The sequence below is a fragment of the Acinetobacter lwoffii genome (genome assembly GCF_024129855.1).
Classification (GTDB): Bacteria; Pseudomonadota; Gammaproteobacteria; order Pseudomonadales; family Moraxellaceae; genus Acinetobacter; species Acinetobacter lwoffii_L.
In genome coordinates this window covers 15,216-27,987 of sequence record NZ_JAMXXC010000021.1, presented here as the reverse complement: position 1 = coordinate 27,987, position 12,772 = coordinate 15,216, and the positions used below count along the sequence as shown (strand labels likewise).

The 12,772-nt window shown below is 41.5% G+C and carries 8 protein-coding genes and 2 pseudogenes; 8 read left to right on the top strand and 2 right to left on the bottom strand.

What is annotated here, in order from left to right:
• The first annotated feature begins 63 nt into the window (after positions 1-63).
• The 6 genes and pseudogenes from NI465_RS13105 (at position 64) to NI465_RS13080 (ending at position 5,883) form a co-directional block, all read left to right on the top strand.
• On the top strand, positions 64-972 hold the full coding sequence (locus NI465_RS13105) for a YagK/YfjJ domain-containing protein (protein ID WP_184413672.1): 909 nt from the start codon (positions 64-66) through the stop codon (positions 970-972).
• Between the two features lie 127 nt (positions 973-1,099).
• Positions 1,100-1,604: pseudogene (locus NI465_RS16865) on the top strand (transposase); the annotation flags it as partial.
• A 59-nt stretch (positions 1,605-1,663) separates the two neighbouring features.
• A pseudogene (locus tag NI465_RS13095) lies at positions 1,664-1,909 on the top strand (IS982 family transposase); the annotation flags it as partial.
• A 106-nt stretch (positions 1,910-2,015) separates the two neighbouring features.
• Complete coding sequence (locus NI465_RS13090; RefSeq protein ID WP_253145624.1) at positions 2,016-3,632, top strand: alkaline phosphatase; 1,617 nt, start codon at positions 2,016-2,018, stop codon at positions 3,630-3,632.
• A gap of 14 nt (positions 3,633-3,646) precedes the next feature.
• Positions 3,647-5,158, top strand: coding sequence for an alkaline phosphatase (locus NI465_RS13085; RefSeq protein ID WP_253145622.1), 1,512 nt, complete (start codon positions 3,647-3,649; stop codon positions 5,156-5,158).
• 35 nt (positions 5,159-5,193) lie between these two features.
• Positions 5,194-5,883: a hypothetical protein gene (locus NI465_RS13080; protein ID WP_227504441.1), complete on the top strand. Its 690-nt coding sequence runs from the start codon at positions 5,194-5,196 to the stop codon at positions 5,881-5,883.
• Positions 5,884-5,956: 73 nt separating this feature from the next.
• Here NI465_RS13080 and NI465_RS13075 read toward each other — a convergent pair whose 3' ends face one another.
• Positions 5,957-6,958, bottom strand: a complete 1,002-nt coding sequence (locus NI465_RS13075) for a helix-turn-helix transcriptional regulator (protein WP_253145620.1) — start codon at positions 6,956-6,958, stop codon at positions 5,957-5,959.
• Positions 6,955-7,881 carry a diguanylate cyclase domain-containing protein gene (locus NI465_RS13070; RefSeq protein ID WP_163141003.1) on the bottom strand — a complete coding sequence of 309 codons (927 nt, stop codon included), beginning with the start codon at positions 7,879-7,881 and terminating at the stop codon, positions 6,955-6,957. The genes NI465_RS13075 and NI465_RS13070 overlap by 4 nt, the downstream gene beginning before the upstream one ends.
• A gap of 324 nt (positions 7,882-8,205) precedes the next feature.
• Here NI465_RS13070 and NI465_RS13065 point away from each other — a divergent pair, with 324 nt between their 5' ends.
• Entirely contained in the window at positions 8,206-10,692 is a 2,487-nt protein-coding gene (locus tag NI465_RS13065) for a TonB-dependent receptor (RefSeq protein ID WP_253145618.1), read from the top strand.
• A gap of 76 nt (positions 10,693-10,768) precedes the next feature.
• A complete protein-coding gene (locus NI465_RS13060; protein ID WP_253145617.1) occupies positions 10,769-12,748 on the top strand; it encodes a phytase in 1,980 nt (659 codons plus the stop codon).
• Positions 12,749-12,772 lie beyond the last annotated feature (24 nt).

The window sequence follows — 12,772 nt, the reverse complement described above, 5'->3', positions numbered from 1 at the left end:
AGTAAACGTATATATATACTGAATTCCCTATCTCTTATGTAACTATCACACATAGGTTTAAACATGAGAGTTTCAATTAATCAGGAAAAACTTACACTTGAGATTGAGAAATTTTTAAAACGTTTAAAAAGAGAACGTACAAAATGGGATGGATTCTATTCACAGCTTATAGATCTATTATTTGACTTTAATGATATTTATGATCCTGATGATGAATATACAGGTTATCTTAAATTCTTTGTAATTCTGAGATATGACTTACAGAGAATAGACTCTGGTTATCTTGAACTTATGGATGAGTTAAAGATAATTGGGTACAGAGAGATAAGAAAATGGTTTTTAGATTTATTTGAGCTTTTCAAGAAAGATTATGAAACTATTGAAAAACAGAAAGATGAAAATAAAATTGAAGTGCAGGAATATTGTAGATCAATACTTAATAAATGCAGTCGAATATTAGTTGCTCGTGTAGACTTGGGTTATTTGCAAAAATATTCTAGTCGAATTAGAGTTGAAGATATTTATAAGGACTTAGATATACTGCTTAATCGTATCCAGAATAAGGATGGCATATTTAAACATGTGATCGGGTATATATGGGGAGTGGAGCAAGGCGGTAAAAGTAAAGGTTTTCACTGTCACTTAGCAATCATTTATGATAATGCCTACCGTGCTGGAAGCGCGGAATATTGGGGGAATGAAATTATTGAGTTATGGAAGGATATTACTAGAGGTTATGGTCAAGGCTATAATTGTTGGAACCGGGAACGTGTAGCGAAACTTCGAAGAGAGAATAAGCTGGGGATTGGTGTAATCTATCGTCGTGATTCAACCCAAGTGACAAATTTCATTGAGGCAATGGAATACCTTACTGATCATCACAAACGTACTCTTCAATACTTACGTGTAAAGCCAAAAGGACGAAGAGTATTTGGTAAAGGTCAGTTAAGAGCGCAGTATGATAGACGCTAAATGAAAATAATCTCAGATACAGCAGGTAAATAGCCACCGATTTTATAGATACCTTTTAGTTAGATATGGACTGTCACTACTCTCCTAGACAAATTTAGTCTATTCTTTTTGCATAGGAGAGAATATTGTGAGTGGGCAACGATATACTCCAGAATTTAAAGATGAAGTTGTTAAATTGATTAATGAACGTGGATATTCTGTCACTGATGTAGCATAGCGTTTAGGTGTATCACAGCACAGCATTTATAAATGGCTAAAGGCGGTACAGCCTTTACGTAACAACTCTGATGAACATGAACTACGCGAAGCAAAGAAAGAAATCCTACGTTTTAAAAGTCAGCTTAAACAGACTGAAGAGGAACGGGATATCTTAAAGTGAAAGCACTGCTTTCACGCCGCTTTGCAAGCCTGCCCGAGTGAAGTATCAGTTTATCCTAGAATACAGCCATCAATTTAAGATTAAAACGATGTGTCGGGTCCTTAAGATCGCTCGTGCTGGTTACTATGCCTGGTTGCATGAACCCGAATCAGGCAGGACGATTGAAGATAAGCGGTTATTACAGCTCATCCATTCTTCTTATGAGGCCAGTTATGGCATCTATGGTTATCGTCGCAGTACGCTGGATCGTAAGCGTCCGCTGAGTTATTTATGGGAGGATTATCATCCAAGCAGATAAAATTATAAAGCACTGATTTAATTGCATATAACGGAAAGAATATGAAATCTGTTTTAATCTCCATATATGATGAATATCATTTAAAGCATCGTAATAAAATAGAGACTTTATTCAGCTCATTAAAAGGGTAATATAATTTAGTCCTCAGTAAAGCGAGAAGCATTGAAGTGTACTTAGCTGGAATTTATGCATCTTTATATGCTTACTAATGATGTTATCAAAATAAGCTAAACATTCGAGTAATGGAATCCTTGGCTTAAATAGGTTTCGGGTTATTTTTAGCAAGTAAATGAAAAAGTAGTTAAATGTCATCTTATTTAAATATCTGCGGCGTATGGTTCAGCCATCTTTAGATGGGTTGATGCCATGCTCGGTTCTCTTGAAAAATTCCAATTAAAAACAATCAGCGTGGTATGTATAAGTTTCAGCGCTTTATTGCTTACCGCTTGTCAAACTACTACGATAACGCGAAATCAACAAGCCAATACAGAGCAACAGCTCCAACAAGAAAAAGTCCAACAACCGAAACGTGTGGTCTTTTTTTTGGGTGATGGTATGGGCATCACCACGCTTACCGCTTCACGTATTTATGCTGTTGGTGAAGATGGTCAGTTGGCGATTGATCGGCTGCCTGAGTCTGCTTTTGTTCGTACCTTTTCTGAAGATGCGCAAGTCACGGACAGCGCACCTTCGATGGGCGCGTACATGACCGGTGTGAAGATGAAAAACGAGGTGATCTCTATGCAGACAGGGACGATTGCGGTTGAACCTGACTCAGTAGGGAATAACCAGTGCGTTAGTAACCCACAAAACAAAAATAAGCAAAACACACAGACTTTACTTGAATTAGCCAAAGCAAAGGGCTGGGGGACAGGGGTTGTGACCACAACGCGGATCACGCATGCCACACCAGCATCGACTTATGCGCATATATGCCACCGTGATGCTGAAAATGACATTGCATCACAGTTGGTCCCGAGCTCAAAAGGCGATGATTATCAACGCTATAACCTCAAACTCAAAGATGGAGTCGATGTGGTTTTAGGTGGAGGTAAGCGTCAATTTTTGCCTAAAGATGCAGGTGGAGAACGTACTGATGGGCGCAATCTAATTACCGAGATGCAAAAGGCAGGCTACCGCGTGGTTTTTGATGAAAACCAACTGTCCCAAGTGCAACTGGCGAAAAATGAAAAATTATTGGGTTTATTTAATCACAGCCATTTAAATTACGACTTGGATCGCACCAAGAAAAACTTGGCAGAGCCGAGTCTCAAGCAAATGACGCTATCTGCTTTAGACATCCTGGCGCAAAATAAAAAAGGTTTTTTCCTGATGGTGGAGGGCGGGCGTATAGATCATGCGCTGCATGACACCAATGCCAAACGTGCTTTACAAGACACGATTGCCTTAAATGATGCTTTAGAAGCAACCATTCAAAAGCTTAAACAAAGTGATCCTGAACTTAAAAATACACTGATTGTAATCACAGCCGACCATGATCACACCTTGGTTTTAAATGGTTATGCCAAGCGTACAGGAAAATACGTCGAAGGTAAGGAAACCAGTGTGCTTGGATTGGTAAAAAACTATGATCAAGCGGGCTTTGCTCAAGATATTCATGGTCAACCTTATCCGATTATCGGTTTTGGTACGGGCAAAAAACGCCCCACTCAAAACCGTATGGATGACTTGGTACTGAACTTAAAAGACACTGATGTCTGTCATCCTGTACAAGGGCCAAAGGCACCACAAGGTGAAAAATATAGTTTCACCTATCCTTTGGCTGAAACGGGTTGGTGTACGGGCACTGCTGCGGATGATTTCCAACAAGAAGCTGTGATTCAAACGGGCTATAAAGATAAAGAAACGCATGGCGGTGCAGATGTGTTTTTAGGTGCGATTGGTCAGGGAGCCGATCAGTTCTCAGGTAGCCTTGAAAATATTGAGGTCAATCACCTCATTCGTAAGATCACAGGCTTATAGCAGAGGGATATCACATGAAACATACTTTAAAAACCATCCCATACATGATGCTTATGCTTACAGCGTCGATTTCTTCAAGTGCTTTGTATGCTGCGGACACCACAGTTACACCGACGAAAAGCGTTATATTCTTTTTAGGCGATGGCATGGGACCAACCACAGTGACGGCAAGTCGTATTTATGCTGTGGGGGAAAATGGCAAACTGGCCATGGACAGCATGAAGCACGCAGCAAGGATTAGAACCTATTCTGAGGATGGTCAAACCACAGATAGCGCTCCCTCTATGGGTGCCTATATGACTGGGCAGAAAAATAAAAATGAAGTGATTGCCATGACAACAGGAACGGTTGCGGTCGAACCTGAAGAAGGAAAATTGCCGAATGGCAAAAGCTTAGCGAAAGCCATCAACCGTTGTCCAGAACAGGGCAGTAGTATGGTCGCAGGGATGCCTGCGTTAAGTATTTTAGAACTGGCAAAAAAGCAGGGTAAAGCGGTTGGCGTAGTGACGACGACCGAACTCACCCATGCCACACCTGCGGCAACCTATGCACATATCTGTCACCGTGATGCGCAATACGATATCGCGCTTCAAGCTGTTCCAAAAGGTAAAGCTTATAATCCAAACTTATTGGATGGTATTAATGTCCTTATGGGAGGCGGCTTAAATCATTGGACGCCTTATGATGCAGTCTCTAACCCCAAAGGGCGCTTGGATGGTCGTGATTTATTGGCAGAGTTTAAACAGCAGGGTTATCAAATCGTTTTAAGCCAAAGTGATTTGGCACAGACGGTCAATACTCAGAAAATTTTCGGCATATTCTCCACACAGTCACATTTAAATTTTGATTTGGACCGACTCAAGAAGAATATAGAGACTGAACCGAGTCTGGCGGCGATGACCAGTAAAGCGATTGATGCACTGCAAGCACAGAGTCATGGACAAGGCTATTTCTTGATGGTTGAGGGTGGGCGTATTGACCATGCGCTACATGCCAATAATGCCAAACGGGCATTGCAGGAAACCAAGGCATTTAATGATGCAATTCAAACTGCACTGGATAAAGTGGATTTGAGCAATACCTTGATTGTAGTGACGGCAGACCATGACCATGTGATGACCTTTAATGGTTATGCCGCACGAACGGGTCAAACGACGGAAACTAATCCAGGTATTTTGGGGCTGAGCTATGACTATAATATTGCAAAAGAGCAAAATGCTTACAGCAAAGTGCTGGCTGATGGCCAAGTACATAATCCATACCGCGATGTAAATGGGGCAACAGGAACGACGCTTGTTTTTGGAAATGGTACGGGTAAACGTTTAGATATTCGTGACAGTATTAGCAACGAGCAAGCCTTTGCTGACAACTATAAACAAGAAGTCGGGGTACAACTGACGAAAAGCGAAACACATGGCGGCGGAGATGTGATGCTGTTTGCTGAAGGAAAGAATTCAAATCTATTCAAAGGCACACAAGAAAATACATGGGTATTTGAGCAATTGAAAAAGGCGTTTGGATTCTAATGGATACAAGATTTATACGGCCGTTCAAATTCAAAATGAAATTCTTAGCATTGTCTTTCAGTTTGCTCAGTCCATGGGTATGGTCGGCCGATGAATATCGTATTGATTATCAGATTGAACGGTTGGATGCCAATGGGGTCACGACCATTCAAAAATACAGTGAGAAAATAATTCGAGATGAGCAAAATATTTGGATTGAACGTTTAAACACACAAACGCATGCTGACGAAGCCCAGACACATAGCAACGCTCATGTGTCTGCCAAAACAGACACCCATGAGCATGTGAGTTTTGACAGTGCAATTCAGTGGATGCAGCGCAAAGATGTAGTCGGGCAAGCAAACGTAGAAAGTCCGTTTCAGCGTTTTTATATTTTGCCAGATGAAAAAATGCGGGTGCAATTGCAGGATGTCGATCAAGAAATGCTAGGGATGAAAAACTGTTGGCGCTGTGAATATAGTTTGATTCATCCTGACATTTTAAAGCGAGCACAATTGATTCAACGTGATCCGAAGTTAGCGCATTATCAAATAAGCAGTGCTGGGCAAACGTTGAATATTATATGGAGTGAACAAGATCAACTGGTTCAAAAATATGAATTGCTCAAACCGACCTCAGGCTATGCCAAAACCTTTACCGTGCGCAAAATTGGCCAACATGTTGCTACACCTTGGACACAAACAGAAAAATACAGCGAACGTGACTATGCGGACTTTAGTGATTAGCCGATGAGTTTTTGACTTTTAATTTCGACGTTACAATAGAAATACCCGTGATTTTTTTTGGAAAAATAAGCGCTTAGGACTGTGCCGCTTGTACAGTTAAACCACTCCAACGCTTAAACGCACGTCGAAAATTGGTCGCATCGTTAATTTGTAAATACTGAGAAATCTGTTCAGTTTTAAAACCATGTACACGATATAAAATGACGGCAGTATGCAAACGACTTTGATCGAGTTGCGCCTGAAAATGGGTCTGATGCTTTTTCAGTTTACGTTTTAAGGTGGCAGAACTCATTTGAAAATAGTCAGCGGTTTGTTCAAGTTGAATATTATTTTGAATATTCTGCATGAAGTATTGATGCAAACTGAGCAAAAAACTCTGTTGAATATTTTGAGCCGTCATTTCTTTCAGCGCATGTTGATAACTGATTGCAGCTAAGGTCGAAGAGGCATTGGGAAGTTTTTCATGGATCACGTCACGAGGCAGGCTCATCATGTTGATCGGGCGATTAAACTCTAAAGCACTGCCTAAATGCGTCCAATATTGTTCAATATAATCCGGTTCAGAAAAATTAAATTCGAATTTCCACGCTAACTTGGTTTGATACAGTTGACGGCTAAATGCTTGTATTGCACTCATTGCGCTTTCGATTAAAAAGCGATTTTCAAGCTTGTTTTCATCTAACCAATAAATATGAATATGGCTTTGACTGTACATGAGTCGAGGGCATAACCAAGGTGAAACGGACGCGGAAAATGTTAAATAACGGCTAAGTGCCTCATCGAAGGTCGATGCATAAAGCATGGATTTAATGGCGTCATTAAAGGGGGTGGTTAGGCTGCGTTGACCAAATAAAAAACTGATGTCCTGATTGCGAAAACACTGTTCAGCATTTTTTAAAACCTGTTGTAACTGTTGTTGACTAATTAGTTTTTGCCCCGAAAAGATATCTTCTAAGAAAATACTGCTGCCACTGAGCAGGACGTGATGTTCGACTTCATGACTCGCTGCCAAATCAATTAAAATAGACAATTGATGATGCGCAGGAATGTAGCTGTAGTCGCATTCAAAGCTCATACCATGACTCGCTTCGGTGAGTAGTACTGCTTCACTTGGAGCAATTGCTGATTTAAGGCACTCAAGAGTTGTTGGGCAGTTTGGTATTGTCCGACAGCGCAGCAGGTCGTGAGTGCTTTTAGAGGAATGTGCACAGACAGATCACGTTGATAATAAGCACTGACCATAAGCATGCGTTCAAGTTGAGCAGCCATTTTTTCAGCCTGTTGTAGCTTAGTCTCTGGTAACAACATAATAAAACGATCTCCTGCGAAGCGGCAGAGCAGGTCTTGTGGTCGTAAGTTTAAGCTAATCAATTGTGAAACATGCTGTAAAATAGATGTGCCTTCATCAAAGCCATGTGTTTGATTAATCTGATTAAAATTATGCATATCTAGCAGTATGACGGACATGTCGCTGGGTTCATGCAAGTTTTGCTCGATTGCGGCTTTGAGCTGTGTTTTAAAATAATGAGCATCGGCCAAAGGGGTGAGTGCATCGAATAAGCGATGATCCCGATAAATACGTTCTCGTTTTTGCATGTGTTTAGAAATTGCCTGTTCTTCTTGATGCCAAAAATAAATCCCGATGGTAAATAGATACAGTCCAATTGGAAAAGGAATGGACTCAAGCCATGCATCCCACATGATTTCTTTAGGCAGGCGAATAAACTCATCTAAGCTGTCCATCCACATGTGGAAAAAAATAAAACACAGTCCATAAAAGATATAGTTGGTTACACGGCCCAAAGGACGGCTTTTAATAATAAAGAAAATCCAAATACCAATAAAAACAGTTGCTCCCCCTTCACCTAAAATATCGACCCAGTTCCATTCAGCAAATGACTTGCTCTGCCCAAGTAAGATAAACAACCAAAGGGATAAGCTACAGGCAGTCGCTACACATAATAAAGGCCAGCGGTAGTAAGCAAAGTATTTAGGCATAGCATTTTTTGAAATGATTTATTTTCGCCCAAGCTAAACAGATTTAGATGACAGTTTGATGGCAATGGCTAGGGTCAAAATAGATCAGGGTATTTTTGATTTTTGAGAATAAAAATGCTGAAAAACCCTATCTTTGAGGTGAATATGCATCATTCTGTATGCTCAGTATTTTCTCTATACAGATCAAATTAGCTCATTTTTTGCTGAAAAAGGCCAAAAACAAATAAAAAGGACAGATCGTAAAAGGCACTGTCACATCATGTTCACATTCAATTTCTATTGTGCGTTCAAACCATGCCACTTTGGCTTGAGGGGAAGAACATAATGCAAAATAATCAGAGCCGTTTCATGAAACATAAGCGTGCGGGTTTTCAGCTCAGCACACTGGTCCTGTCAATGCTGAGCATGACGCATCTACATGCCGAAGATAACACGGTGGAATATGTACAGGTCATTGGTCAAGCTGCAAGTATAGATAAAGCACTCAAAGAACAAAAACGTGCCGACCAAATCAGCAGTGTGGTACATGCCGATGGCATTGGACAATTACCCGATGACAATGCCGCAGAAGCGTTGCAACGGATACCAGGTGTATCTATAGAGCGTGACCAAGGCGAAGGACGTTTTGTTTCCGTTCGTGGTTTAGGCGCTGACTTAAATGCAGTAACCATCAATGGTACTTTGGTTCCCGCGCCTGAAAGCGATCGCCGTGGCGTAGCATTGGATGTCTTACCTTCAGAGCTAGTACAGTCATTGGCTGTGGTGAAAACGCTGACACCAGACATGGATGCCAACTCATTAGGTGGTACGGTGCAGGTTGAAAGTTTATCGGCTTTTGACCATGACGGTTTGTTTTATACGGGAACGATTGAAGGTGGTTATGATGAAAAACGGGAAAAATATAGCCCTAAAGCATCTGGTGCTATCAGTAATCGTTTCAGTGTTGGTGAGGGGCAAGACAACCTTGGGGTGGCACTGGCACTGAGTTATCAAAACCGAAAATTTGGCTCGGACAATGTTGAAACGGGTGGGGCTTGGGATGGTGACGCACTTGAAGAAACCGCAATGCGTCAATATGACATCGAACGTGAGCGCATTGGTGCGGGTTTAAACTTTGATTACCGTCCGAATGACACAGGCGAATACTATTTAAGAACTTTATATAGTCGCTTTAAAGACACTGAATCACGTCAGGAAGTGGCGGCTGAATTTTCTGATCCACAACTTGCAGGCCAGCGTGGTGATGCAGAAGTGACTCGTTCACTGAAGAGCCGTGAAGAAACACAAGAAATACAGTCTTTTGTCCTCGGTGGTAAGCAAGGTTTTGGCACGTGGACGGTGGAAGGTCAGCTCGGTTATAGCGAAGCATCGGAGGAAAATCCAGGGGGAATTTCGGGGGCAAAATACCAAGGTGATTTTAGTAATGTTGGATTTAATAGTACGCAAAAACCTGTAATTACGGCAGACCAAGATTTTTATGATGCGGCCAACTATGAGCTAGATTCGGTGTCGTGGGAAAAATCTAAAACCACCGATAAAGAATACAACGGTAAATTAGACTTTTTGAAAGACTATATGCTGGGGAATTATGCTGCTGCATTGAAGTTCGGCGGAAAAATCAGTCAACGTGAAAAAACCAACAATACCGATGAATGGAAATATGAAGATCTCAGTACGTCAAGTTCAGATTTCAATTCAAACAGCCATTATGAACTGGGTCAGTTTGGTCCAACCATTAATAAAAACGCTATTAAAGATAAAATCAGTGGATTAAATCCAAATGATTATGTGGTTGCTGACGGTTCAATCATTAATGACTTTAAGTCGAATGAAGACATACAAGCGGCTTATGTCATGAATACCGTTGATTTGGATCAACTGCGTGTGATTGCAGGCTTACGTTATGAAAATACCAACTTTGAAGCACGTGGTTTTGAGTTCAACGATGATGTGATCACTGCGACTAAATATAAAAATGACTATGATCATTGGTTGCCAAGCCTACATTTACGTTATCAATTGGCCGATAACGCTTACCTCCGTGCCGCTTGGACCAATAGTGTGGTACGTCCAAACTTTGCGCAAAGTGCACCAAGTGTTTATATCGATGGCGATGAAGCTGAGTTTGGTAACCCAATGTTAAAGCCTTTAGAATCTTCTAACTTTGATTTGGGGGTGGAAAAGTATTTTGGCAAAGCCAGTATGGTGGGTTTCTACGCATTTTATAAAGATATCGATAACTTTATTTATAACACCAATATTGCAGGAACAGGGCAATGGGCTGACTTTGATGAAGCTATAACCTATAAAAATGGTAATGAAGCAAAACTGTACGGGATGGAGTTTGCCTACTCACAAAAGTTTGACCATCTAGGAGCACCATGGAACGGGTTCTTGTTGGGTTTAAATACCACCTTTAGTAAGTCAGAGGCGGATATTGATTCGATGAAAGATGGCGAATTTCTGAGCCGTCGTATTCATTTACCAAACCAGTCGGATGTGGTCGGTAATGCCATGATTGGTTGGGAAAATGAGCGCTTTGGTGTACGACTTTCAGCAAATTATAAATCGAACTATTTGTATGCATTAGGTGATATCGACACGCCAGAAAAAGACATTTATACCGATGACCAAATCTTCCTTGATTTCAGTAGTCATGTGAATTTATCTAAAAACTTACAATTGACGTTTGATGTGCAAAACATCACCGATGAAACTTATTACAACTATGCAGGCTCTAAGGCTTATAACGCTCAATATGAAGAATATGGCCCAGCATACAAACTTGCACTGACCTACACCCATTTTTAAGTCGAATTAAATTTAGTTCTCAGGTTTGCTCAGTAAAAGCAGACCTGAGTTTCCTTGCCCAATTTTGAGTGTCTCTATGAAATTTTCATCTTTTAAATTGTCTGCTTTAAGCAGTTGCTTGCTGTTATTGAGCGCATGCAGTCAGCACAGCGTGCCCCAAGCTCCGCAAAATAGCCAGTCGTTAAGCTCGGCTGAAATACCAATAGATCAGCCTATGGCAGCGAAGTTGCAATTACGTGAAGTCGACATGAATGGGGCAAAAACTGAGGATGTGCAATGGTTAAGCTTGAGTGCATGGCCTGAAGTTGCCGCACTGTTGAGCAGTAAAAACAAAGGGCTACAAATCTTAGATGATCAACAAAATGTACTACATCAAATTCAAGGTCAGTTTGGGCGTTTTGATTATCGGATTGGTTCGGAGCGTTTATTGATTGCTGCGTCAAATTTGCAACAACAGCAAATTCAACTGATGAGCATGAACTTAAAAAATAAAGCATGGGACAAACCCAGCTTTATTCCAAAGCGTTCATTTAAGTCTGAAGATGTTTGCTTATATACCGATGCTCAAGGGCTGAGTTTTGCTTTTTTAGTAGGCGAAGAGGGGCTTGGTGAACAATGGTTGGTGGCTCAGCATGAGAAGGCTTTGAGTCAACCACAGTTGGTACGCCGTCTCAGTTTTCCACCTGCTAGTAGTGTATGCAAAGTGAATGATGCCACAGCAGAGCTGTTTATTAATGAAGCGAATGTTGGCGTTTGGGCATATCCAGCTCATTCCGAAGCAGACATGGTGCGTCAGGCGGTGGATCTCGTGCAACCCTTTGGTTCGATTCAAGGTTCACCTTCTGCAATTGCGATTGTAGATGATCATATCGCTGTACTCGATGCAGAAAAACCTTTGCTTTATCGTTATCAAAAGCAAGATAAGCAATGGAAAGCACAGCCCCCTTTACAATTAGACACGGTGAAAGAAGCAGAGACTTTGAGTGTTCAAGGTAATTTAACCGATAAATCCTTGCTGATTTTAGATGATAAAACCGTAAAAGTGGCGGATGCGGAATGGGAAACTCAGACCCAGACCAAAGCTCAGAATATCATCACCATTCCAGCAGAAGTGCAGACGGAGGGTGTGCCAAGTACAGGTGACGCGGCTGATGATCCTGCGATTTGGCATAACGCTACACAACCGAGTCAATCCCGCATTTTAGCGACAGATAAACAAGGTGGTTTACAGGTTAACGATTTACAGGGCAAAACCGTGCAGTATTTGCCAGTAGGGCGATTGAATAATGTTGATGTACGCTACGGTTTTAAATGGGGCAATCAAACGGTCGATTTGGCTGTGGCATCGAACCGAGATCATAACAGTCTGCATCTCTTTGCGATTCAACCCAAAACGGGCAAGGTTTCTGTGCTCGGCGAGCTAGCAACTACATTGGATGATATTTATGGCATTTGTATGTACCGCGATGCTCAAGGGGAAATCTATGCCATTCCCAACGATAAAAACGGGACTTTTGTTCAATACCACATCACGGCTGCACAGCAAAAATTACGGGCTGAAGAAGTACAACGTTTTTCAGTTCAAACCCAACCTGAAGGCTGTGTCGTAGACGATGCCACAGGACGTATTTTCTTGGGTGAAGAAGATGTCGCGGTGTGGGTAAAAGATCTCAATCCAAAAACTCAGCTCCCTATGCAGCAGGTGATAGGTGTAGGAGAGGTGATGCATGATGACATTGAGGGAATGGGACTTTATCACGGTAAAAAGCAAAGTTATTTGGTAGTTTCAAGCCAAGGCAATGACAGCTTTGTGGTGCTTGATGCCGCAGCACCTTATACGGTTCGTGGCGCATTTCGTATCGGCATCAATATCGACAAAGGCATTGACGCTGTGTCTGAAACAGATGGACTAGATGTGAGTTCCCTAAATTTTGGTGGCAAATGGAAGCAAGGCATGTTGGTGGTGCAAGATGGACGTAAACGGATGCCTGAAACCAATCAGAACTTTAAATATGTGCCGTGGGAAAAAATCGCTCAAGCCCTGCATTTGGACTAAATAGCGCTTTAGTACATAGGCTGG

What these genes read in the sequence shown, in the direction of transcription:
- NI465_RS13105 (WP_184413672.1), top strand. Translation starts at nt 64, where the DNA reads ATGAGAGTTTCAATTAATCAGGAAAAACTTACACTTGAGATTGAGAAA.
- NI465_RS13090 (WP_253145624.1), top strand. Translation starts at nt 2,016, where the DNA reads ATGCTCGGTTCTCTTGAAAAATTCCAATTAAAAACAATCAGCGTGGTA.
- NI465_RS13085 (WP_253145622.1), top strand. Translation starts at nt 3,647, where the DNA reads ATGAAACATACTTTAAAAACCATCCCATACATGATGCTTATGCTTACA.
- NI465_RS13080 (WP_227504441.1), top strand. Translation starts at nt 5,194, where the DNA reads ATGAAATTCTTAGCATTGTCTTTCAGTTTGCTCAGTCCATGGGTATGG.
- NI465_RS13075 (WP_253145620.1), bottom strand. Translation starts at nt 6,958, where the DNA reads ATGAGCTTTGAATGCGACTACAGCTACATTCCTGCGCATCATCAATTG.
- NI465_RS13070 (WP_163141003.1), bottom strand. Translation starts at nt 7,881, where the DNA reads ATGCCTAAATACTTTGCTTACTACCGCTGGCCTTTATTATGTGTAGCG.
- NI465_RS13065 (WP_253145618.1), top strand. Translation starts at nt 8,206, where the DNA reads ATGCAAAATAATCAGAGCCGTTTCATGAAACATAAGCGTGCGGGTTTT.
- NI465_RS13060 (WP_253145617.1), top strand. Translation starts at nt 10,769, where the DNA reads ATGAAATTTTCATCTTTTAAATTGTCTGCTTTAAGCAGTTGCTTGCTG.